Source organism: Rhizobium sp. LARHSG275 (assembly GCF_052871115.1).
The window spans coordinates 87404-110957 of sequence record NZ_JBIXJN010000017.1 but is presented as its reverse complement, the minus strand read 5'-3'; the positions used below and the strand labels follow the sequence as shown (position 1 = coordinate 110957).

The 23554-nt window shown below is 62.8% G+C and carries 21 protein-coding genes; 4 read left to right on the top strand and 17 right to left on the bottom strand.

Annotated features, from left to right (window positions below; all coding sequences use genetic code 11):
- Window positions 1-4: 4 nt before the first annotated feature.
- From ACIPSK_RS22810 to ACIPSK_RS22775, 8 genes are all read right to left on the bottom strand, one after another.
- The gene (locus ACIPSK_RS22810; protein ID WP_162115408.1) at window positions 5-802 is read right to left on the bottom strand and encodes a lysophospholipid acyltransferase family protein; all 798 of its coding nucleotides are present in this window, start codon (window positions 800-802) and stop codon (window positions 5-7) included.
- 27 nt (window positions 803-829) lie between these two features.
- A complete protein-coding gene (locus ACIPSK_RS22805; protein WP_017966732.1) occupies window positions 830-1258 on the bottom strand; it encodes a Fur family transcriptional regulator in 429 nt (142 codons plus the stop codon).
- A gap of 82 nt (window positions 1259-1340) precedes the next feature.
- Complete coding sequence (locus tag ACIPSK_RS22800; RefSeq protein WP_017966733.1) at window positions 1341-1841, bottom strand: GNAT family N-acetyltransferase; 501 nt, start codon at window positions 1839-1841, stop codon at window positions 1341-1343.
- The gene (gene tsaB, locus ACIPSK_RS22795) at window positions 1838-2500 is read right to left on the bottom strand and encodes a tRNA (adenosine(37)-N6)-threonylcarbamoyltransferase complex dimerization subunit type 1 TsaB (RefSeq protein ID WP_017966734.1); all 663 of its coding nucleotides are present in this window, start codon (window positions 2498-2500) and stop codon (window positions 1838-1840) included. The genes ACIPSK_RS22800 and tsaB overlap by 4 nt, the downstream gene beginning before the upstream one ends.
- Window positions 2501-2588: 88 nt before the next feature.
- Window positions 2589-3155 carry a NifU family protein gene (locus tag ACIPSK_RS22790; RefSeq protein WP_012755783.1) on the bottom strand — a complete coding sequence of 189 codons (567 nt, stop codon included), beginning with the start codon at window positions 3153-3155 and terminating at the stop codon, window positions 2589-2591.
- A gap of 209 nt (window positions 3156-3364) precedes the next feature.
- On the bottom strand, window positions 3365-3856 hold the full coding sequence (locus ACIPSK_RS22785) for a universal stress protein (protein WP_003544884.1): 492 nt from the start codon (window positions 3854-3856) through the stop codon (window positions 3365-3367).
- Window positions 3857-3941: 85 nt separating this feature from the next.
- Window positions 3942-5006, bottom strand: coding sequence for a tryptophan--tRNA ligase (gene trpS, locus ACIPSK_RS22780; RefSeq protein WP_017966736.1), 1065 nt, complete (start codon window positions 5004-5006; stop codon window positions 3942-3944).
- A gap of 130 nt (window positions 5007-5136) precedes the next feature.
- Window positions 5137-5535 carry a VOC family protein gene (locus ACIPSK_RS22775; RefSeq protein ID WP_026154399.1) on the bottom strand — a complete coding sequence of 133 codons (399 nt, stop codon included), beginning with the start codon at window positions 5533-5535 and terminating at the stop codon, window positions 5137-5139.
- Between the two features lie 188 nt (window positions 5536-5723).
- On the opposite strand from ACIPSK_RS22775, the gene ACIPSK_RS22770 reads away from it, so the two are divergent.
- Window positions 5724-6152 carry a YcbK family protein gene (locus ACIPSK_RS22770; protein WP_017966738.1) on the top strand — a complete coding sequence of 143 codons (429 nt, stop codon included), beginning with the start codon at window positions 5724-5726 and terminating at the stop codon, window positions 6150-6152.
- Between the two features lie 348 nt (window positions 6153-6500).
- Window positions 6501-6857: an endonuclease domain-containing protein gene (locus ACIPSK_RS22765; RefSeq protein ID WP_162115407.1), complete on the top strand. Its 357-nt coding sequence runs from the start codon at window positions 6501-6503 to the stop codon at window positions 6855-6857.
- Window positions 6858-6859: 2 nt separating this feature from the next.
- Here the strand turns inward: ACIPSK_RS22765 and murJ are convergent, their stop codons facing one another.
- From murJ to mutS, 4 genes are all read right to left on the bottom strand, one after another.
- On the bottom strand, window positions 6860-8437 hold the full coding sequence (gene murJ / locus ACIPSK_RS22760; protein WP_162115406.1) for a murein biosynthesis integral membrane protein MurJ: 1578 nt from the start codon (window positions 8435-8437) through the stop codon (window positions 6860-6862).
- Window positions 8438-8461: 24 nt separating this feature from the next.
- Entirely contained in the window at window positions 8462-11368 is a 2907-nt protein-coding gene (locus tag ACIPSK_RS22755; protein WP_162115405.1) for a [protein-PII] uridylyltransferase, read from the bottom strand.
- 126 nt (window positions 11369-11494) lie between these two features.
- The gene (locus ACIPSK_RS22750; protein ID WP_003544896.1) at window positions 11495-11770 is read right to left on the bottom strand and encodes a hypothetical protein; all 276 of its coding nucleotides are present in this window, start codon (window positions 11768-11770) and stop codon (window positions 11495-11497) included.
- 9 nt (window positions 11771-11779) lie between these two features.
- Entirely contained in the window at window positions 11780-14506 is a 2727-nt protein-coding gene (mutS, locus tag ACIPSK_RS22745; protein WP_162115404.1) for a DNA mismatch repair protein MutS, read from the bottom strand.
- A 113-nt stretch (window positions 14507-14619) separates the two neighbouring features.
- On the opposite strand from mutS, the gene ACIPSK_RS22740 reads away from it, so the two are divergent.
- Both ACIPSK_RS22740 and ACIPSK_RS22735 read left to right on the top strand, forming a co-directional pair.
- A complete protein-coding gene (locus ACIPSK_RS22740) occupies window positions 14620-16902 on the top strand; it encodes an NADP-dependent malic enzyme (protein ID WP_162115403.1) in 2283 nt (760 codons plus the stop codon).
- Between the two features lie 163 nt (window positions 16903-17065).
- Entirely contained in the window at window positions 17066-17605 is a 540-nt protein-coding gene (locus ACIPSK_RS22735; RefSeq protein ID WP_162115618.1) for a L,D-transpeptidase family protein, read from the top strand.
- 37 nt (window positions 17606-17642) lie between these two features.
- On the opposite strand, the gene ACIPSK_RS22730 is transcribed toward ACIPSK_RS22735, so the two are convergent.
- From ACIPSK_RS22730 to ACIPSK_RS22710, 5 genes are all read right to left on the bottom strand, one after another.
- Window positions 17643-18518 (bottom strand): GNAT family N-acetyltransferase, encoded by an 876-nt coding sequence (locus ACIPSK_RS22730; RefSeq protein ID WP_162115402.1) that lies wholly within the window; start codon window positions 18516-18518, stop codon window positions 17643-17645.
- Between the two features lie 108 nt (window positions 18519-18626).
- A complete protein-coding gene (locus tag ACIPSK_RS22725) occupies window positions 18627-20909 on the bottom strand; it encodes a hybrid sensor histidine kinase/response regulator (RefSeq protein ID WP_162115401.1) in 2283 nt (760 codons plus the stop codon).
- A 55-nt stretch (window positions 20910-20964) separates the two neighbouring features.
- Window positions 20965-21468, bottom strand: coding sequence for a signal peptidase II (lspA, locus tag ACIPSK_RS22720; protein ID WP_162115400.1), 504 nt, complete (start codon window positions 21466-21468; stop codon window positions 20965-20967).
- Entirely contained in the window at window positions 21465-22325 is an 861-nt protein-coding gene (locus ACIPSK_RS22715) for a TrmH family RNA methyltransferase (protein ID WP_017966748.1), read from the bottom strand. The genes lspA and ACIPSK_RS22715 overlap by 4 nt, the downstream gene beginning before the upstream one ends.
- Window positions 22322-23419, bottom strand: a complete 1098-nt coding sequence (locus tag ACIPSK_RS22710) for a class I SAM-dependent methyltransferase (protein WP_162115399.1) — start codon at window positions 23417-23419, stop codon at window positions 22322-22324. The genes ACIPSK_RS22715 and ACIPSK_RS22710 overlap by 4 nt, the downstream gene beginning before the upstream one ends.
- Window positions 23420-23554: the final 135 nt, after the last annotated feature.

The window sequence follows — 23554 nt, the reverse complement described above, 5'->3', positions numbered from 1 at the left end:
TGCTTCAGGAGATTTCCCGCCCGCGCAGGCGGCTGTTCAGGAGGTTGCGGATGCGCGAGGCGATCGTCGCGCTCACCTCCTTGCGGCTGGTATCGGCGCGGTAATCCACCGCCTCGCCGAAGGAAACCTCGGCATCGATGGCGCCGCAGCGAACGATGTCGATGAGATGCGGCAGCAGCTCGATATCACCCGGCCAGGCGGCGAGCGGCCGATGATAACGCCCCATGGCGATGCCGTGGACCCTGGTATAGGCAACCGCGACCGGCTGCACCACGACCGTCCCCGTCGGCGAATAAGGCACGGCCATCGCGGCGGCGCCGAACAGCGAGGACTTTACCTCCAGCAGCCGGTTGCCGTCCGAGGTCGTGCCCTCGGGAAAGAGCACGACGATCTCACCGTCGGCCATGCGCCCGGCGATCTCGTTTGCCTGATGACCGGTCTTGCGCCGTTCCTCGCGCACCACGAAGACGCTCTTCTGCAGCTTGGCGAGCGTGCCGAAGATCGGCCAGTCGCGCACCTCGATCTTGGCGATGAAGACGACGTCGGCAACGGCCGACAGCACCATGATGTCAAGCCAGGAGGAATGGTTGGAACAGAGCATCAGCGGCCGGCGGTCTTCCAGCTTGCCGCTCACGCGGACGCGAATGCCGAGACAATAGCAGACGACACGGTGCCAGACGCGCGGAAGCCGGCGCCGCAGCCGCCAGTCGAACCGCAGCGCCAGGATCTGCAGCGGCATGAGCATGAGGCTGACGGCAAGGATGACGACCGCGGCGAAGGCGATGCGCAGCCATGCGATCAAATGCTGGTCTCCCGGGCTGCCATCGCTTCAGAGATCTTCTTTTTTCAGCGGAACGCCGTAGAGCTCCAGCCGGTGGTCGACCAGCCGGAAGCCGTGCTCGCGGGCGATGCGCTCCTGCAGCGCCTCGATCTCCGGCGAGCGGAATTCGATGACCGTGCCGGTCTTCAGGTCGATGAGGTGGTCGTGATGCTCTTCCGGCACCGTTTCGTAGCGCGAGCGCCCGTCGCGGAAGTCATGCCGGGCGATAATGCCGGCATCCTCGAACAGTTTCACGGTGCGATAGACGGTCGAGATCGAGATCTTCGCATCGACCTTCACCGAGCGGCGGTAGAGTTCTTCGACGTCGGGATGGTCTTCCGACTCTTCCAGGATGCGCGCGATCACCCGGCGCTGCTCGGTCATGCGCATGCCGCGTTCGGTGCAAAGCTCCTCAAGGGTCTTGGCTACATCGGTCATCGCCCGCCTATAGAGATATTCATGTTTCGACAACGCCGCACGGCATTTGCGCCGGCCTGCATGTCATCTCGCTGCCAGGGAACTACCGAAGAACGCGCTTCATGACAAGCGCCGTGGAGAGGGCGCCGTTTTCTTGTCTGTAGTAACCCTGGCGTTCGCCGACCTTTTCGAAGCCGAGCTTGCGGTAGAGGCCAAGTGCTGCCGTATTGCCGTTGTCGACCTCGAGAAACATGCTCTCGCCGCCGCGCGCGCGTGCTTCCCGCATCGCCGCCTGCATCAGCCGCCAGCCCAGTCCGGCGCGAGCGACCTTCGCCTGCACGGCAATCGTCAGGATCTCCGCCTCGCCGGCAACATGGCGGGCGAGGATGAACCCCGGAAGCGGCTTTTTCAGGATGGCATTGGTCTGGCGCGCAACGAAGCCGAACACGGTGTCCTGCATCAGCAGGCCGTGAAATTCACCGTCGCCCCAGGGGCGGGCAAACCGCTCGCCGTGCAGGAGGGCGACATCGCGGCAATCCTCACGCTCCATGGCGATGATCTCGAATTCCGGTTTCAGCGTCAGATAGGATTCCAGCATCGTCATACTCGTCGCGCAATCGCATACCCGGCCTGCGGCTTGGCATCGGGTCCGCGCAGATAGAGGGGTTTCGGCTTTCCGGCATCGGGGGAGGCGGCAGCGCCCAGGCGCGCCACCACAGAGATCGGGAACCTGTTGGTGTGATCGCCGAGGGCGTCGGCCTTGAGGAGGGGCGTCGCCGAACCGGTGATCTCGCCGTCGAAGCCGGCGGCAAAAGCCTGCGCTTCAGCAATGCTGACCGCCCTTGGCGCGTCGAGGGACGAACCGTCGGCTGCGAAGGACTGGAGGTAGATTTCGTCCCGCTTGGCATCCATCGCCGCCAGCACGGCGCGATGAGGCGTCTTGTCGCGCTGGGCTGATGCCATGACTTCGAGCGTGGTGATGCCGACGGCGGGAACATTGAGGGAGAGCGCAAAACCGCGGGCTGCGGCAACGCCGACGCGGATGCCGGTAAAGGAGCCGGGACCGATGGTGACGGCAAGGCGGTCGATATGAGAAAGCGCCAGTCCCGCCTGGTTCAGCGCGCGATCGACGATACCAATCAGATGTTCAGCATGCCCCTTGCCGATCATGTCCGATGCCTCCCCCAGCACCGTATCCCTGCCGCTGTCATAGACGGCGGCAGCGCAGTCCACACCCGCCGTGTCGAGCGCCAGAATGATCATGCCATCAATTTCCGAATAAACCAGTGTCGCCTATCGATAAATCCGTTCGGCCGAACCTGAGATGAACGGCCGGACGAATTCAAGATTTTTAAGCGGCAATCACTTCCTGCACTTCCGGAACGAAATGGCGCAGCAGGTTCTGCACGCCGTGCTTCAGCGTTGCCGTCGAAGACGGGCAGCCGGCGCAGGAACCCTTCATGTTGAGATAGACCTTGCCGTCCTTGAAGCCGCGGAAGGTGATGTCGCCGCCGTCCTGGGCAACGGCCGGGCGCACGCGGGTCTCCAGAAGCTCCTTGATGGTCAGCACGATCGATTCATCGCCTTCATCGAAGAATTCGTCGCCGGCATCGGCGTCTTCGGAAAGGATGGAGGCATCGCCCATGACCGGCTTGCCGGACATGAAGTGCTCCATGATCGAGCCTAATATAGCCGGCTTAAGATGCTGCCAGTCGGCATTGTCCTTGGAGACGGAAATGAAATCATAGCCGAAATAGACGCCGGTGACGCCTGATATTTCGAACAGGCGGGCGGCGAGCGGCGAGGCTTGAGCCTCCTCAGTGCTGCGGAATTCGGCCGTGCCGTTTTCCATCACAACCTTGCCCGGCAGGAACTTCTGCGTGGCGGGATTCGGCGTGGCTTCGGTCTGAATGAACATCTGGTTCTCCATGCGGCCGGCCCATGGTCTCGGCCGTCTTTAGAATTCTTCAAAAGAAGATAAGCCGATTGACGGCTCTAATCAAGAGACTTGTACTCAAGAAATGCTGGAACAGGATGATTTCAGGCCCGGTCGGCCTGGAACTAGAATCCTGTTCTAACTTAACGGGTTAGAGCATGGTGTCGTCCGAAAACCGCTCGCATGTTTCGTTAGCAGAGAGCGTCGATTTCCTCGTTGGTCAGCGTATCCGGCAGCACGGTGACCGGGATCGGAAACGCCGCCGCGCGGCCGGCGACCGAGGAGACCAGCGGCCCTGGACCTTCCTTTGCAGAACCGGCAGCCAAAACCAGGATCGCCACATCGCGGTCTTCCTCGATCACGGCGTTGATCTGTTCGGCAGCACCGCCCTCGCGGATGACGACCTCAGGCTCGATGCCGATCGTCTCGCGCACGATCTGGGCGATCTTGGCAACCACCGCCTCGGCCTCTTCACGCGCTTCGGCCCGCATGATCTCTTCGACGCCGAGCCATTGCTGGAAATCCCCATCGGGGATCACGTAGAGCAGCACCAGCCCGCCATTGGAATTCTTCGCGCGCCGGCCGGCATAATGAACGGCGCGCTGGCATTCCGGTGTGCCGTCGATTACCGCCATGAATTTGCGGCGGTGACCTTCGAGCCGTGAGAGTCGCTTCGATACCATGGCGCGGACTCTGACACCCGAAGCGGAAAATTTGCAAGTCCAGTTTTTCCGCTTCCCCCCGCGACAGGGAGAAGGGGGATCACTCTCAATAGAGGAAGCCGATGACGTCGCGGACCTGGCGCATCGTCACCTCGGCGCGCGCCCTTGCACGCTCGCCACCCTTGCGCAGGATCGCGTCGATATGGCTGGTATCGTCCATCAGCCGACGCATCTCGCCGGTGATCGGCGCGAGTACGTTGATCGCCAAATCGACCAGCGCCGGCTTGAAGACGGAGAATTGCTGGCCGCCGAATTCGGCAAGCACGTCCGCCTTCGACTTGTCGGCGAGTGCGGCATAGATCGCCACCAGATTGTCGGCTTCCGGACGGCCCTGCAGCCCGTCGATCTCGCTCGGCAAGCCGTCCGGATCGGTCTTGGCTTTGCGGATCTTCTTCGATATCGCGTCCTCGTCGTCCATCAGGTTGATGCGCGAGAGGTCGGAAGGGTCCGACTTCGACATTTTCTTGGTGCCGTCGCGCAGCGACATGACACGCGGCGCCGGTCCGCCGATCAGCGGCTCGACCATCGGGAAATAGGCATGCACCGGCTCGTTGCCGACGGTGATGTCGACGCCGTACCCGGTCCTGCTGATATGCTCGGCATAGTCGAGGTTGAACTTCATCGCGATGTCGCGGGCGAGCTCCAGATGCTGTTTCTGGTCCTCACCAACAGGCACATGGGTGGCGCGATAGACGAGAATGTCGGCGGCCATCAGGCTCGGATAGGCGTAAAGGCCGAGCGAGGCCTGTTCGCGGTCCTTGCCGGCCTTATCCTTGAACTGCGTCATGCGATTCATCCAGCCCATGCGGGCTACGCAATTGAAGATCCAGGCGAGTTCGGCATGCTGCGGCACGGCCGACTGATTGAAGACGATATGCTTTTCCGGATCGATGCCGGCGGCGATGAAGGCAGCCGCGATCGAGCGCGTCTGGCTCGGCATGTCCTCGTGCACGAGCTGGGCGGTGAGCGCATGCATGTCGACGACGCAATAGATGCAGTCGTTGCCTTCCTGCAGCGCCACGAACCGCCGGATCGCGCCGAGATAATTGCCGAGATGCAGATTGCCGGTCGGCTGTACGCCGGAGAATACGAGTTTCTTGAATTCGTTCATGTCGTCCTCAATAGGCTGGTGGAGGGCCCACGCTGTCATGGTTTAAATTGCTGCAGAATGCAGCAGGGCTTTTCGCCCATATTGCTAACGCCGCGGCTTATGCACGCGCAACCGGTCGCAATCAAGGGGTTCAGGCGGCAGTGTGCTGGATCAGATCGAAAGTGTTGCCGTAGGGATCCGCAAAGACGGCCACCGTGCCGTAAACCTCGTGACGCGGCTCTTCCAGAAAGCGTATGCCGGCCGCCAGCATGGCGGCATGGTCGCGGGCGAAATCGTCGGTCTTCAGAAAGAAGCCGACACGCCCGCCGGTCTGATTGCCGATGGCCGCGCGCTGCGTCTCGTCTGCCGCCTGCGCCAGCAGAAAAGCGGCGCCGTCCCCACCCCTCGGCTTCACCACCACCCAGCGCTTGCCCTCCGGCTGCGGCTCGTCCTGAAGGCAGTCGAAACCGAGGCCGTCGCAATAGAAGGCCTTGGCGCGGTCGTAGTCGTCGACGACGAGAGTGACGAGGAAAAGAGATTGGATCATCATGTGTTGCCTCGCGTTTGAGATGTTTATTCCAATTTTGAGCGGCGATATCCCGGGTTTTAAGCCGAATTGATCAACCGTCTTACTTATATTGGAGTATAAAATTTCACAAAAAAGCTTTTTTTGAACTGAAAATCCGCCGCGTGGCACCGGCGCCGATGGGGTTGCTGCGATAGCCGATCGGAGGGACCATGCAGAACGCAACTTTGCTCGCCATGGCAGGCCTTTTCGCCCTACAATCAGCAACCGGTGCCGTCGGTCAAGACATGAAAAGGCATGCCGTTCATCTTCCAAAACATCAGGCACGCCTCGCCTACACGGTCCAGACCGTCAGCGTTCGTGCCGGCTGCTTTCCCGAGCGCCTGCGAGCGGTCCTGTCGTATATTGCTGCGAAGACCGGCCGCCGCCCGGTGATAACCTCGGGCCACAGGCCGCATCCCCGCCGCCACGGGTCCCTGCACGGGACATGTCTGGCGGCTGATTTCAGGATGCCTGGCCTGTCGGAGCGCACGATCATTGCTGTCGCAAGAAGCGCGCCGGGCATAGGCGGCATCGGCAGCTATTGCAACGGCATCATTCATGTCGACGTCGGACCGCAGCGACGATGGGTGGATTGCTAGAGGATCCATCCGGCCGCCTCTTCCCGTTCCGGTTTATCCTATCCATTGCAGCCATCACGATGTCGGCCAATTGAACAGGTGAGGCTCGTAGCGCGGGCCAACGCAATGGGAGGCGTCGACACAACGAAACTCCCCTCACCAACAAAATCTAAGACTTAGCCTTCGGCTAAGATCTTGATTTTGTATCCTCTCCCACAGGGGGAGAGGTATTTCCAGGCGAGCGCCGCGTTTCCCCTCTCCCCTTGTGGGAGAGGAAGCAATTTCAACATCTTAGCTTCAGCTAAGTGTTAGAAATTGCAGGTGAGGGGGGCATACCCTATCGTCGAGCGCGATGCAGGGAGGGACGCGATGCGCCACATACCGCCGCCGATCAATCGAAGCCGTGCCAAGGCGATGCGGAAGGATTCGACGCCCTCGGAAAATACGTTGTGGCAGGTCATTCGAGATCGGAAACTCGAAGGTTTCAAGTTCAGACGACAGGTGCCTCTGGGGCGCTACATTCTCGACTTTGTTTGCTTCGAAGCTAAGATCATTATCGAAGTCGACGGCTCGCAGCATGCGGAGAACGCAGCCGACACAGTTCGCGACGATCATTTCAAGGCCGAAGGCTTCCGTATCCTTCGCTTTTGGAACGATGAAGTCGAAAACAGCCTCGATTTCGTCTGCGCTTCCATCCTGACGCAACTTCGAAATCGAGGCGAATAAGCTCACCCTTCCGTCTTCGCCGGCTTGCGGTTGAGATTGCGTCGGATCATGCCGAGATTTGCCCCGCCGACCAGGAAAGCGGCGGCGAAATAGATCAGCATGGCGATCGCAATCAGCAGCCCGAGGGTGCCGATCTTGGTGATAAGCGGCGCGCCGGAAGCAAGCCACGGCGCCCAGTGCTGCTTGAGGAAGACAATCGCAGTGCCCATCACGGCCGCAGCGACGATCAGCAGGGCGGTACGCTTTGCCAGCGCCCATTCCCATGTCAGGTGGCCACGGCGCAAAAGCGTGATGAACAGCAGCACGGTGCTGATCCAGCCGGCGGTGGCTTCGGCAACCGCGATGCCGGGCGCGCCCATATAGGGGAAGAGGGTCAGCGCGGTGGCGCAGTTGGTGGCAACCGCGATGGCCGAAAAGCGCATCGGCGTCTTGGTGTCCTCGCGGGCGTAGAAGCCGGGCTGCAGCGCCTTGATCAGCACGAAGGCGGGCAGGCCGATGCCGTAAATCGCCAGGATCGAGCCGACGACGGCGGTGTTTTCCTGATGGAAGGCGCCGCGCTCATAGAGTACGCGGATGATCTCGTCGGACAGGATCCAGAGCGCGAAGGCAGCGGGGATCGTCAGAAACAGCACGAATTCGATCGAGCGGTTCTGCAGGTTTCCGGCCTCGCGCAGGTTGCCACCCTTCAGCGCCCGGGCCAGTTCCGGCAGAAGCACCACGCCGACGGCGACGCCGACGACGCCGAGCGGCAGCTGATAGATGCGGTCGGCATATTGCAGCGCTGCGATCGCGCCGTCGCGGGACGACGCAATCGCCTGGCCGATCAGCTGGTTGATCTGGGTGATGCCGCCCGTCACCGCAGCCGGCACCGCCAGGATCAGCAGCCGCTTGACATTCGGCGTCATCTTCGGGAAACGGAAGCCGATGCTCATGCCGGCCGCAAGCACGCCGAAATAGACGACGGCGAGCTGCAGAACGCCGGCGGCAAGAACGCCCCAGGAGAGATACCAGGCCGTCGCCAGCGGATCGGCGCCGGTATAAAGCGCATAAAACAGCGCCCCGATCATCACCACGTTGAGGAAGACCGGCGCGATGGCGGCGGCAAAGAAATGATGCAGCGAATTCAGCATGCCGCTCATCATTGCCGTCAGCGACATGCACATCAGATAGGGAAACATCACCGCCGCCATGCGGATGGTGATCGAGAGCTTGTCGGGGTCGTCGGCAAAACCCGGCGCGATGACGAAGCGCACCAACAGCGGCATGGCAAGCTCCATCACGATGGTGATGAGGAGCAGCACCGAAAACAACACGCCGAAGACTTCTTCCGAAAAGCGCTTGGCGCCGTCCGTGCCGTTCGCCTCGATCTCCTTGGCAAAGAGCGGCACGAAGGCGGCGTTGAAGGCACCCTCGGCAAACAGCCGGCGGAACAGGTTCGGAAAGCGGAAGGCGGCGTAGAAGACGTCGGCCATCGGCCCGGTGCCGAGCGCGGCGGCCATCAGCGTTTCGCGGGCGAAGCCGAAGATGCGGCTCCCGAGGGTGGCGCCGCCGACGGTCGCGAATTTCTTGACGAGGCTCATGCGTTTGGGCTCATGCGTGTTGGCTCATACGGGGGAACCGGCTTTCTTGTCGGTGGAGGGCGATGTCCGGGCTGTGGCGGCGGGCGCGATGATGCCGGAGGGCATGCGCTCGCGCAACTCGTCCTCCTCCTCGGCCATGACGGCCTTCATCCGGGCGGTGATGTTGGCGCGCTTGCTGTCGCCGGATATTTTCTGGCCGACCAGATCGGTGACGTAGAAGGTGTCGATCACCTTCTCGCCGAAAGTGGTGATGCGGGCCGACTGGATGTCGAGCGACAGATCGGACAGCACGGCGGTGATCTCCGACAGCAGTCCCGGCCGGTCGAGGCATTCGACTTCGATGACGGTGAACTTGTTCGACAGGCTGTTGGTGATGTTGACCGACGGCGGAATGACGAAAGCCTTGCTTTTCTTGCGGTTGCGCGCGCGCGTGGCGATGACCTCGGGCAGCCGCTTGCGGCCGGACAGCACGTCCTCGATCATCCGTCCGATCGTCGCCGCACGCCGCAGCTCGTCGGCATCGTCGGTAAATTCGCGGCTGACATGGATCGTGTCGAGCGCCCGCCCGTCCGATGTGGTGAAGATCTGGGCGTCGACGATGTTGGCGCCGGCCGCGGCACAAGCGCCGGCAATGACGGCGAGCAACCGCGGATGGTCGGGCGACAGCACGGTGATCTCGGTGATCGCGTGGAAACTGTCGGTGCGCACCGTGGTCGCGAGCGCTTGGCCCGCCTTATCGGCTTGGCGGATGAAGTGGGCGTGGCGGATCTGGTCTTCCAGCGGCACCGAGAGCAGATAGGGCTGGTAGTGCAGCTTGGTATAGGTATTACGGTCCTTCTGGCTCCAGTCGGCCAGCGCTGAATGCAGCGCCTCGGCGGCGGCATTGGCCCGCTCCTTGCGGGAGACCTCCGAAAAGCCGCCGGCGAGCAGCAGCTCGGTTTCATAATAGAGCGTGCGCAGCAGCTGGCCCTTCCAGCCGTTCCACACACCCGGGCCGACAGCGCGGATATCGCAGATCGTCAGGATCAAGAGCATCTTCAGCCGGTCGAGCGACTGCACGCGATCGGCGAAATCGGTGATCGTCTTGCGGTCGGTGAGGTCGCGGGTCTGTGCCACCATCGACATGGTCAGATGTTCCTCGATCAGCCAGACGACGATCTCGGTCTGCTTTTGCGACAGGCCGAAGCGGGCGCAGAGCTTGCGGGCGACGCGGGCGCCGGCGATCGAATGATCCTCCTGCCGGCCCTTGGCGATGTCGTGGAGGAGAACGGCGACGTACAACGCTTCGCGATCCTCGATGCCGGGCATCAGCTTGTTGGCGAGCGGATGCAGATCCTCGGCGCGTCCCTTGTCGATCTCGGAGAGAATGTCGACGGTGCGGATCAGATGTTCGTCGACCGTATAGTGATGATACATGTTGAACTGCATCATCGCGACGATTTTGCCGAATTCCGGAATGAAACGGCCGAGCACGCCGGCCTCGTTCATCCGTCGCAGGATGAGCGCCGGATCACGCTTCGACGTCAGGATCGACATGAACAGGCGGTTCGCCTCATCATTTTCCCGCAGGCTGGTGTCGATCAAGGCGAGTGAACGGGTGACGCGTTTCAGCGCGTCCGGATGGAATTCCAGCCCGTTGATGTCGGCGACATGGAAGAGCCGGATGATGTTGACCGGATCGCGCTTGAAGACCTCGGGGTCGGCGAGCGCGATACGGCCGCGGTCTTCGACGAATTCGACGCTGCCGGCGATCTTGCGATTGCGATGGGTGAAGCGGCTGATGACGCCGGTAAGGCCCGGGATCGACTTCGCCTGCTGGTCTTCAAGCGCAGCGCAAAGGATGCGCGTGAGATCGCCGACATCCTTGGCGACAAGGAAATAGTGTTTCATGAAGCGCTCGACGGCCGAAAGGCCCGGGCGCGTATGATAGCCGAAGGCTTCGGCGATCTCGCGCTGAATGTCGAAGGACAGGCGCTCCTCGGCCTTGCCGGTCAGGAAGTGCAAATGGCAGCGCACCGCCCAGAGAAAATCGTCGGCTTTTTCAAGCAGGCGGTATTCGTGCTTGGACAGCACGCCGAGTTTGACCAGCTCCGCCTGGTCGCGCACGTGATAATAATATTTCGAGATCCAGAACAGCGTGTGCAGGTCGCGAAGCCCGCCTTTGCCTTCCTTGACGTTCGGTTCGACGAGATAACGCGTGTCGCCCGCTTTGCGGTGGCGTTCGTCGCGCTCGGCAAGCTTGGCGGCGATGAATTCGGGACCGGTGCCGGTGACGATTTCCTTGTCGAAGCGGGTCTCGAGCTCGGTTCCCAGCCGCTGCAGGCCGCAGATGCAGCGCATCTCCAGGATGGCGGTGCGGATCGTCATGTCGGACTTGGAAAGCGCGATGCACTCCTCCACCGTGCGGGTGGCATGGCCGACCTTGAAGCCCATGTCCCAAAGCACGTAGAGCATGAATTCGACCGCCTTGTGCGTCTCTTCCGCCGGCCTCGGCAAGAAGAGAAAGAGCAGGTCGATATCCGAGCCGGGCGCCAGCGTGTCGCGGCCGTAGCCACCGACGGCGGTCACCGCGAACTTATTTTTCTGATGCGGAAAGATATGGGCGGTGGCGAAATTGTAGAGGACGGTGATGATCTGGTCCTGCAGCCAGGAAATCCGGTAGGCGCAATTCAGCCCGCCGCCGTCGGCCATGAGTGCCTCGCGCGCCTTCTGCCGGCCCTCCGTGCTCGCCTTCTTCAGCACCGCCAGAAGATCGGCGCGCAGGATGTCGGGTCGGTTGCGGTTGGCCTCGGCAACGGCGTCACACTGCTTCTGCAAGAGCTCGATGTCGAGGATGTTGGAGAAATCGAGGTCGCGCATCGCTGTCGCCGGGGCGGTTTCCTGTTCATGCCGGACTGCCGGTTCACGGCCTGCCGCTTGTTTCGTCTGCATGCGCTATAGCCCCTTTGCCCGGCGATTGACACGGGCTTTGATAGTGCAAGAACCTTTAAATTTGGCGAAATGGTGTTGGTTCGCGTCAAGAGGCGAGGTCGCTTTGACGCAAGGCGCCGGTTTTCCTCAGCCGGCAGCCCGCGCATTCAGCAGATGCAGCACCTGCCGTGTCTCGCGCATGATCTCCTCAAGCGCCTGCCTGTCGCATTCGCGATAGCCGGCCTTGGCGATCGACGTTCCGAGCTCCGAGATTACAGCGCAGCAGCGGGTGATTTTCAGCATGCCGATCGGCGACGTCCAGCCGCGCGCGTTGCGGTCCTTATCGGCGCGCCGCATCGTGTCGAGCATGGAGCAGATCAGCGAGAGGCGCTCGGTTTCGCGAACCAGTTTTTCCATGAACATGGCGCGCTCCTATTTCAGCTTCTTCTTGAGATCGTAAAGCGCATCCATTGCCTCGCGCGGCGTCATGTCGTCAAGGCTCATCGTCTTCAACGCCTCCTCTACCTTGGAGGCCCCACGGGCCGTTTCCTCGCGGCGCACCGCCACCTGGAAAAGCGGCAGGTCGTCGATCAGTTGGCTCGCCGGGTTCTTGCGGTCGGCATCTTCCAGACGGGTCAGCACGTCGCGGGCCCGCGCCACGACGGAGGCCGGAAGCCCGGCAAGCCGCGCGACCTGGATGCCGTAGGAGCGGTCCGCCGCACCCGGCCCGACCTCGTGCAGGAAGATGACGTCGCCGTCCCATTCCTTGACGCGCATCGTCGCGTTCGATAGCCGGCCAAGCTTTTCCGAAAGCACGGTCAGCTCATGGAAATGCGTGGCGAACAGCCCGCGGCAGCGGTTGGCCTCATGCAGGTGCTCAACGGCGGCCCAGGCGATCGACAGACCGTCGAACGTGGCGGTGCCGCGGCCGATCTCGTCGAGGATGACGAGGGAACGGTCACTCGCCTGGTTGAGGATCGCCGCCGTTTCCACCATCTCGACCATGAAGGTCGAGCGCCCGCGCGCCAGATCGTCGGAGGCGCCGACGCGCGAGAAAAGCCGGTCGACGATGCCGATATGGGCCGATGTCGCCGGCACGAAGGAGCCCATCTGCGCCAGGATTGATATCAGCGCGTTCTGGCGCAGGAAGGTCGACTTGCCGCCCATATTAGGGCCGGTCAGCAGCCAGATCGCCCCGTCCCGGTCGCCGGTCTTGGGCGAGAGATCGCAATGATTGGCGACGAAGGGGCCGCCCGCCTGCCGCCGTAGCGCCTGCTCGACGACCGGATGGCGCCCGCCCTCGATGGCAAACATCTTCGAGCCGTCGACCTGCGGGCGGCAATAGGCCTGCTCCTCGGCGAGAAGCGCCAAGCCTGCGGCGACGTCGATGACGGCAAGCGCCCGGGCGCCCGATTTGATCGCCTCGGCTTCCGCAACGACGGCCGCCGTCATCCTGTCGAAGGCTTCGAGCTCGATCGTCAGCGCCCGGTCGGCGGCATTGGCGATGCGGCTTTCGAGATCGGCAAGTTCGGTCGTTGTGAAGCGCATCGCGTTCGCCATCGTCTGGCGGTGGATGAAGCGGGCCTTCGCCTCCGCCGTCTCCGTCATCGGCGAGGCATTGCCGGCGGTGACTTCGATGAAATAACCGAGGACGTTGTTGTGCTTGATCTTCAGCGACCGGATGCCGGTCTCCTCGGCATATTGCAATTGCAGGCCGGCAATGACGCGACGCGACTGGTCGCGCAGTGCCCGGACCTCGTCGAGCTCGGCACTGGCGCCGTCGCGAAGAAAACCGCCATCGCGTTTCAACAGCGGCAATTCGTCGGCGAGGGTCTCGGCAAGCAGCTTTTCCAGGGCCGCGGGAAGGGCCTGCAGCTCGGACAGAGCCTGGCCGAGTTCTTCGGGCAGCATCGCCTTGCCGAGCATCGCCGCAACTCCGCCCGCCGCGTCGAGCCCCTGGCGGATCGCCGAGAGATCGCGCGGGCCGCCGCGGTCGAGCGCCAGGCGAGACAGCGCACGCGGCATGTCGGGAACATGTTTCAGCGTGTCGCGCAGATTGCCGCAGAGCAAGGGTTCGTCGATCAGGAAGCCGATCGAATCGAGCCGCGCGTTGATGCGGGCGGGGTCGGTCAGCGGCGACATCAGCCGCTCGGCGAGAAGCCTGGCGCCGCCGCCGGTGACGGTGCGGTCGATCGCCTTCAAGAGCGAACCGTTGCGATCGCCGGACAGCGTGCGGGCAAGCTCGAGATTGGCGCGGGTGGCGGGATCGATGAACAGCGTCGAAGCCGCACTTTCCCGTTCGGGCTTTCCAAGCGGCGGCCGCTCGGCGATCTGCGTCTTCTCGACATAGGCGACGGCGGCAGCGGCGGCCGCCAGCTCGGCGCGCGAGAAGGTGCCGAAGCCGTCGAGCGTCGCGACGCCGAAATACCGCGCGATCCGGCCTTCGGCGCTGGCGCTGTCGAAGAGCACGGAAGGTTGCGGCACCGCTGTGCGGCCGAGCACGTCGAAGACCGGCTTGAGTTCGGGATCGTGGAAGATGGTGTCGGGCAGGATAAGTTCGCGCGGATCGATGCGCAGGATATCGGCAAGCAGGCGCGAGCCTTCGGTCTCGGCAAGCCGGAAGACGCCGGTGGAAATATCGATCCAGGCAAGCGCCAGCAAGGCCTCGCCGCTGGCGCGAATGCGGGTCAGCGCCATCAGATAGTTGGATTCCGAGGGCGAAAGCAGCTTTTCCTCGGTGATCGTGCCGGGAGTGACGAGGCGGACGACGTCGCGCCTGACGACGGATTTCGCGCCGCGTTTCTTCGCTTCCGCGGGATCCTCGATCTGCTCGCAGACGGCGACGCGGAAGCCGAGCGAAATCAGCTTCTGCAGATAGTCGTCGGCCGCATGCACCGGAACGCCGCACATCGGGATATCCTGGCCCATGTGCTGGCCGCGCTTGGTCAGCGTGATGCCGAGCGCGCGTGAGGCTTCCAGCGCATCCTCGAAGAACAGCTCGTAGAAGTCGCCCATCCGATAGAACAGCAGCGAACCGGGATTGTTCGCCTTGATCTCGATAAATTGCTCCATCATCGGCGTCGCCGAGGCACGGCTTTCCGCCGTGGCAAGCTCGGCCGCCGAAAAGGCTTCATTCCCTGTGTCTATTCGTGCGTTCACGGAGGTGGAGTTTTTCCCAAAAAAACAGGTGCCAACCCTATCCGCGCGCCGCTATAGATGACAACAGCATTTGAGGAAGAGCAAAGCGTCGCCCACAGGACGTTGGAGGATTTATGCCCGATATCGATAAGAAGGACCGGCTGGTAACGTCTGTTACCGACCAGGAGGCGCTCGATTTTCACGCAATGGGCCGGCCCGGCAAGCTGGAGATCAACGCGACCAAGCCGATGGCGACGCAGCGCGACCTTTCGCTTGCCTATTCGCCGGGTGTTGCCGTGCCCGTGAAGGCAATCGCCGCCGATCCGCAGACGGCTTACGATTACACGGCGCGCGGAAATATGGTTGCGGTCATTTCCAACGGCACGGCAATCCTCGGTCTCGGCAATCTCGGCGCGCTGGCTTCGAAGCCCGTCATGGAAGGCAAGGCGGTGCTCTTCAAGCGCTTCGCCGACGTCGATTCCATCGACCTCGAGATCGATACGGAAAATGTCGACGAGTTCATCAACTGCGTGCGCTTCCTCGGTCCTTCCTTCGGCGGCATCAACCTCGAGGATATCAAGGCGCCGGATTGTTTCGTCATCGAAAGCCGGCTGCGCGAGCTGATGGACATTCCCGTCTTCCATGACGACCAGCATGGAACGGCGATCATTGCCGCTGCCGGCCTGATCAACGCGCTGGAGCTGACCGGCCGCGACCTGAAGACGACGAAGCTCGTCTGCAACGGTGCCGGTGCTGCGGCGATCGCCTGCGTCGAACTCATCAAGGCAATGGGTTTTGCGCCTGAGAACGTCATCCTCTGCGATACCAAGGGCGTCATCTACCAGGGCCGCACCGAGGGCATGAACCAGTGGAAATCGGCGCATGCGGCAAAGACCGACGCGCGCACGCTGGAAGAGGCGATGAAAGGCGCGGATGTCATTCTCGGCCTGTCGCAGAAAGGTGCGTTTTCGGCCAAGATGATCCGCTCGATGGCGGAGCGGCCGATCATCTTCGCCATGGCCAACCCCGATCCCGAGATCACGCCGGAAGAGGTGGCTCGCATTCGCGACGACGCCATCATGGCGACCGGCCGCTCGGACTATCCGAACCAAGTCAACAACGTCCTCGGCTTTCCCTATATCTTCCGCGGTGCTCTCGATGTCCGCGCCTCGACAATCAACGATGCGATGAAGATCGCCGCCGTCAACGCGCTGGCAAACCTTGCCCGCGAGGATGTGCCGGATGACGTGGTTGCCGCCTATCAGGGCAACCGGCCGCGTTTCGGCTCGCAATACATCATCCCCGTTCCCTTCGATCCGCGCCTGATCTCGGCGATCCCGGTCGCGGTCGCGCAAGCCGCGATCGAAAGCGGCGTCGCCCGCAAGGTCATCACCGACATGGAGGGTTATGCCCGCGAGCTTTCGGCGCGTCGCGATCCGATCGCCTCGACGCTTGCCAGCCTTTACGAGCGCGTCCGCCGCCGCCCGAAGCGAATCGTCTTTGCCGAGGCCGAGGAAGAACAGGTCCTGCGTGCGGCGATGTCCTACGCCAACCAGCAGCTCGGCACCGCCATCCTGCTCGGCCGCGAGGACTTGATCCGGGCGACGGCGGAACGCGCCGGCATCGATCTCAACCGGCCGGGCCTCGAAATCGTCAATGCCCGGCTTTCGACCCGGGTCGAGGCCTATATCGACTATCTCTATGCCCGGCTGCAGCGGCAGGGTTATCTCCACCGCGACGCCCAGCGGCTGATCCATAACGACCGCAACCACTTCGCCGCCACCATGGTGGCGCTCGGCGACGCCGACGGCATGGTGACGGGCATCACCCGAAACTATTCGACGGCGCTCGAAGATGTGCGCCGCTGTATTGACGAGAAGCCAGGCCACCGCGTCATCGGCGTGTCGCTGGCGCTTTGCCGCGGCCGCACGGTCTTCGTTGCCGATACCGCGGTGCACGACATGCCGACGGCCGTAGAGCTTGCCGATATCGCCGAAGAGGCCGCAGGTCTGGCGCGGCGGATGGGCTATCCGCCGCGTGTCGCCATGCTTGCCTATTCCACCTTCGGCCACCCCTCGGGTGAACGCTCCGAGCGGGTGCGCGAGGCGGTGAAGATCCTCGACAAGCGCCGCGTCGATTTCGAATATGACGGCGAGATGGCGGCGGACGTCGCCCTGAACCGCAAGGTGATGGAGCAATATCCCTTCTGCCGCCTCTCCGGGCCGGCCAACGTCCTCGTCATGCCGGCTTTCCACTCGGCCTCGATCTCGACCAAGATGCTGCAGGAGCTCGGCGGTTCCACCGTGATCGGCCCGATCCTCGTCGGCCTCGACAAGCCGGTGCAGATCACCTCGATGGGCGCCAAGGACAGCGACATCGTCAATATGGCGGCGATCGCCGCCTACGGGGGTTCGTAAACTCGCTTGCGCATGTGAGGCGCCTATTGGTGCCCGGCCGACAGCGCGTCGGCTGGGCGCTTATCCGGCTTAAAATGGCGCCGAAGGGTGAGGGCATCATGCTCTAGCCGTTGCCGGCCGATCGTGCCCAGCCTCGAGCGCAGCTCCTGAAGATGAGATCATGTTGAGAAACAAGCTTGTCGTTTTGGCCATCGTGGTCGCCAGCTCTTTCGCTTATACGAAATTGATGGCCAGGGTCGGCTCAGGCTCGCCGCCTCCAGATGCGCCATTTGAACAACGGGCCGACCTCATTCGCGTTTACAAATCCGAACGTCGCATGGTCCTTCTCAGAGGCGATGCTCCCATCTCTACATACCGGATTTCTCTCGGCACGGCTGCCGATGCGGGGCCCAAGCAACGAGAAGGTGACGAGAAAACACCTGAAGGGCGTTATGAAATAGACTGGCGAAATCCAAAGTCGATGGACTATCTGAGCCTGCACATTTCCTATCCAAACACGGATGATCGGCGCAACGCTGAAGCCGGAGGCTTTCCAGCCGGGGGCGATATCATGATCCACGGGCTTCCCAATGGCTGGGGCCTATTCGGAAACGTCCATCACCTTTGGGATTGGACGGATGGGTGTGTTGCCGTAACCAACGCGGAGATGCGCGATATCTGGGCCCGCGTCCCCACTCATACCCCGATAGAGATCGTGCCCTGAAGCATTGCCGGCGCCCGGAAAGGCTCTAGGAAAGGTTCTAGCTCGCGAAGCGGCCGGCGTCGGCGCCGTAATAATTCAGGTAACGGTCCGAAATGCTGGTGATCGGCAGCACGATCAGCACGTCGGTCGTGTTGAAGGCATGATCGACGACCGCGCTGGAGCCCACCATCGCACCGAGGCGCAGATAGCCCTTGATCAGCGGCGGCAGGGCCATCAGCGCTCGCTTCGGGTTGATGGCCTCGACCGGCATCAGGTCCATGTTGCGGGCCAGATGCGGCAGGGCGCCCACGGCCCATTCGTTCTTCGCCAGCACATTGTGATGGAGGAAGGACAGCGCCAGCGCGTGGCTTTCGAGATAGACGCCGGGGAAAGAGGCGCAGCCGAACATGGCGCTGACGCCATGCTTCAGCGCATAGGCCCAGTTCCCCTGCCACAGCAGCTCGACGGTGCGCTTGGTGCGGTATTCCGGCAGCACGCAGGAGCGGCCGAGCTCCATGAAGCGCTTGTCCAGATGTTTGGCGATGAGGCCGTCGATTTCGAATTCGGAAGCCGAGTAAAAACCGCCATTGGCGATGGCGACATCTTGACGCAACAGCCTGTAGGTGCCGACGATCTGGTCTTCCGGGTCGCCCTCGATCGAGCGGTCGAGAACGAGAAGATGATCGCAGACGGCGTCATAGGCATCGACGTCGCGCTGGCGGCGCATGGCATCCAGCGGCAGCTGCGCCTTCATTTCGTCAACGAAGACGCGGTAGCGCACGGCCTGGGCGGCATCGATCTCGCGTGCCGTGCGGGCAAGGCGGGTCTCCAGATTGCCGATGCGGCCGAGGATATCGCCGTCCTTCTGTACAGCCGTCGAGGGCCGTGCGGGCTCCGCGGTGGTGTCACGATTCAGGATGTCGATGGCGGACATGACGATTCTCCCGTTGCCGGCTTATCGACGCCATAAAACACTTCTCTGCGACAGGAAAGTGACATTTTGAATTTCCAGGCGCAAGAAGCGTGCCGGTTTTTGAGGCGCTCACCGCGCCTCTGCCCGGCGGGCGGAAAGGGCGGCAACCGCCTGAACTTCGGTCAGCAGCCGCACCGGATCGACCGGCTTTACCATGACGCGGTTGGCGCCGTTGAGCAAGACCTGGCGGCGCGATTCGTCGCTCTTGTCGGCGGTCAGCACGATCACCGGCACCGAGGCAAGATCGAGCCGCCGTTCATGGCCGCGCAGGCGTCCCAGCATTTCGATGCCGTTACCACCAGGCATCGAGAGGTCGCTGATGATGATATCGGGCCGGGCATTCGCCTCGCAGAGCGCGTAGTCGAGCAGCGCCTCGAAATCTTCGACATGGCGCACCTTATGCCCGCCCTTTTCCAGGACGACGCGCACCAGCATGGCATTGATCGGGTCGTCCTCGCCGAGCAGGATGCTGAGCCCGCTGGCGGCAACAAATGTCTCCGCCACCGAAAGGCCGAAGCCCGGCTGGTTGTCGTTCAGCGCGTCGCGTTTCTCCATGCCGCGCATGCGCCCGCGCAGCACGTCGATCAGCGACTGCTCGCGCAACGGGCGAATGAGCCAGGCGTCGAAAAGGTCGAGCGGATGGGCGCTACGCTCTTCCGGATTGACGAGCAGCACCTTGCGCAGGCCAAGCGCGGCGATTTCGGCGCGATCGGCAAGATGGGCGGAAAATTCCGCCGACATCCGGTGGTCGATGATGATATCGGTCGGCCGCCGTCCGCCCTTTGCCAAGCCGAGCAGCGTTGTCCGCGCCGTCTCGCCGTCGCCGACGAGATGGCAGAGGCCGCCGAGCGTGGTGATCGTCTCGGCAATGGCTGTGCGCGCCGCACCGGCTGGGGCCAGCAGCACGACACTGTTGCCGGCAAGCAGCGTGTTTCGCCGGTCGGGGCGCTCATTGCCGATATCGACAGGGAAGCGGATGGTAAATTCGCTGCCTTTGCCCTTTTCGCTGGCAACCGTCAGCGCGCCGTTAAATTCGCGCATGATGCGGGCCGAGATGGCAAGGCCGAGCCCGGTCCCGCTGCTCTTGTCGGCAACACTCCCGCCCTGCTCGAACTCGCCGAAGACGCGCGCCTGCTCCTCCGTCGTCATGCCGGGACCGCTATCGGTGACGGTGATCAAAATATCGCCGGGGTCGAGCGATACGCGGATGAAGACGCCGCCGACCTGGGTGAATTTCACCGCATTGCCGATGACGTTGAAGAGGACCTGACGCAGCCGCGCCGGGTCGAAGTTCATATTTTCGGGCACGTCGGACGACACTGTGGCGCCGATCTCGATACCCTTTTCATGCGCCCGGTGGGCGAGCATCTCGACGACGCTTTCCAGAAGCTTGCGCAACGATTCCGAGCGCGGGTGCAGCGCGAAACGGCCGACCTCGATGGTGGAGAAGTCGAGCAGGTCCTCGACGAGTTGCGTCAGCGCATGGCCGGACTGGCGGATGTTCGCGAGATAGTTCTGCTGTTCCTGCGTCAGCCGCGTCTCAGCGATCAGATGCGTCATGCCGAGGATGCCGGAAAGCGGCGTGCGCACCTCGTGGCTGACAGTGGCAAGCAACCTCGATTTGGCGGCGCTGTTATATTCGGCTTTTTGCCGGGCCTCTTCGCGACCCTGCGCGATGAGCCGCTCGTCGGTCACGTCGCGTGCAACGCTCTGCAACAGCAGGCGGCCATTTGCCGGGTCGCGGGTGACGACGTCGCGCCAGAGGAAGATGCGCTGGCCCTCCGGTGTCGAGATCTCGACATCGTAGCAGTGCGGTATCGGGCCGGGGCGGAAGGCAAGCCCGATCTCCTCGCAGGTTTTTCCTTCCGGACGCAGCCGCCCGCTCAGGCGGCGAAAAGTATCGTTGGCGGAGATGATGCACCGGTCCATGGTCCGGCTGACCGTGATGTCGCCGAGCACGTCGTGCACGTCGGCAAACAGCTTTGCGCCAGCGTTCCAATCCTGCAGGGATTTGCCGGGGCCCTGCCCGGCCTTGCGCGGCCGAACCATCAGCAGGGCATAACCGGCAATGACGGCAAGGCCAAGAACGACAAGGCCGCCCGAAAGAAGCAACGGATCGCCGGCATGGGCAAGCAGCATTAGGATCGTTGCGGCAAGAAGGCCGGCGCCGCCCAGCCAGTAGAACAGCAGCCGCCTTGTCGGTGCGGTTCCCCTCTGACGATCATCGGCTCCCTGAGGTGTCGATGCGCCGGGTCGTGAGGAAGGGGCCTCCATCCGCTTCTCATGCGGCTTGGCGGCGGGTCCACCGAAGGCGGCGGACAATCTTTCCTGCAACTGTCCCAGGTTCTGCATGCTATCTGGATAACATGAGGCCCGTTCCGAATGCCTTCAGGATTTCGATAAGATTTTAGCGGCCGGCCTTTTTTGGCAGCAGCAGCTCGTCGAGAATGACGCAACCGGCGCCGGTGGTGATGAAACTGTCGGCGAGATTGAAGACCGCGAAGGACCAGCTCTCGGTGTAGAAAAGAATGTAATCGATCACATGTCCATAGGCGAAGCGGTCGACGAGGTTGCCGATCGCGCCTGCGATGATCAGCGCATAACCGAGATGAGCGATCCAGCGGTCCTTCGCCGTGCGGTGCCACAGCCAGATGACGAAGGCGACGATGACGAGCCGCATGCCGACGATGAACCAGCCGTCCATGCCAGACAGCATCGAAAAGGCGACGCCGAGATTGTAGGTGCGGTAGAGCGCCAGCATTGGAATAACCGGCACCGCCTCCTGCAGCGGCAGGTAATGATCAACGGTGATCTTGACGACCTGGTCGATGAGAACGGCGACGACGATGAAGAAGAGGATCGGTGCCGGCCGCGAAAACAGCGCGGGGTGTGCATGCGTCTGTTCGGTCATTTGCCCTCGGCAAGTGAGAGGAGATGGCGGCGCGCCTCGAAAAGCATGACGGCGGTAGCGACGGCGAGGTTCAGCGAATCGGCGCGGCCCTGCTGCGGAATGCGGGCAAGCGCGTCGGCCTCCCTGGCCAGCTGCTCGGGCAGGCCGGATTGTTCGTTGCCCATCAACAGCACGACCGGCTTTTTCCGGTAGTCGATCGTCCGGTAATCGACCGCGCCGGCAAGATGCGTCGCGACGACGGAAACGCCGGCCGATTTCCGCCAGGCGATGAATTCCTCCGGTGTCGCCCGCGCGACCGGAACAGCAAAGACCGAGCCCATGGTGGCCCGCACGGTTTCGAGCGAAAAAGGGTCGGTCGTTTCTCCCAGAAGTATGATGCCGGAAGCGCCGGCCGCATCGGCCGTGCGGATGATGGTGCCGAGATTGCCGGGGTCACGCACCCGGTCGAGCGCCACCCATGTCTCGCCCTCCCTTGGCCGGATACCCTTGAGCGGTGTCCAGCGCTGCTCGAAGATGCCGACGACCATTTGCGGATTGTCGCGGCGGGTGATCGAGGCGATCACTTTTTCGCTGACTTCGAGCACCAGCCCGCCCGAGGCGACGGTCCTTGCCGCCATCTGCTCGACCAGCGGCTTGCCTTTGGCGGCCTTGGCATAGACCAGCGTGCGGATCGCCCAGCCGAGTTCGATCGCATCGATGACGAGCTTCAGCCCTTCGGCGAGGAAAGTGCCGCTTTCCTCGCGCGACTTCTTGTTCGTCAGCGCCTTGATGTCCTTGATGATCGGATTGGCAAGCGAGGTGACTTCCTTCACCTGCCCGACCCTGCGCGGCCCCTGATCGTGGAAGTCCTTGCTCATTTCGGCACCCAGCGGGAAAAGAGGGAGGTGGAAAGCGCGCGGCCCTGCGTCCTCCCGTCGGTGCCGGCTTCGCGAATCACCAGCTCGCCGGATTCGACCACGCCGCCGGCGCCGCGCATCGTCTCGCGCATCAACTCGTGGATCGAATAGAAGCTGGCGCGGATCGAATAGGCCGTCAGCACCAGGCCCACTGCCTTTGGCGACAGGATCTCGCGGCAGACATCGAGCATCAATGGCAGATGCTCGAAGAGGTGCCAGACTTCGCCATTGGGGCCGCGGCCGAATTTCGGCGGGTCGGTGAGAATGATATCGTACTGGCTGCCGCGGCGTTCTTCGCGCAGAATGAATTTCATCGCATCCTCGCAGATCCAGCGGATCGGCAGTTTCTCCATGCGCCCGAGCGCCTGGTTTTCCCTTGCCCAGCCGATCGCCTTCTTCGAGGCGTCGACATGGGTGACCTCGGCGCCGGCTGCGGCGGCGACAAGCGAGGCGACGCCGGTATAACCGAAGAGATTCAGCACCTTCAGCGGCCGGCCGGCCTTTTCGGCCTGCTCCTTCATCCAGCTCCAGTGGACGATCTGCTCGGGAAAGACTCCGACATGACGGAAGGAGGTGAAGCGACCGAGGAAATCGACGCCGAGCAGATTGAGCGGCCAGGTCTCGCCGAGCGCCTCTTTCGGGAAGCGCCAGCGGCCGGTGCCTTCCTCGTCGGTGTCGCCGGTGAAGACGGCATCGACCTTTTCCCAGACTTGGGGCGCCAGCGAAGGCCGCCACAGCGCTTGGGCCTCGGGGCGGATGATGCGGTAGGGGCCGTATTGCTCGAGCTTTTCGCCATTGCCGCTGTCGATCAGGTGGAAGTCGCCGGCCCCGAGCGATTCGAGGATAACGGGCACGCGCTCAGCCGGACGCTCGCCGCTGCGTGTCATCAGCGGACGCACGACGGCGGCGGGCAAGGCAGCCTCGCGCGCCGCCTCGCGGGTTGCCGCGGGCCGCGCGACCGGCTTTGGCGGCCGGCGTGACTGATCGTCCCTGCGGCTTTCACCGGAAGGACCCGATGTTTTCTTCTGGCCCGGCCGGCCTTCTCTTTGTTTCAACGTGCTCTTCCGCATCTCTGTCGGGGTGGCTTATCGGCTTTGCGTCCGCTACGGCGCCGTGCGTCTTTTGAGACGCGCAAAGGACGCTGCAGCACTTGAATTATGCAGTAGCGCAGAAAACCGTGCCGGATCAAC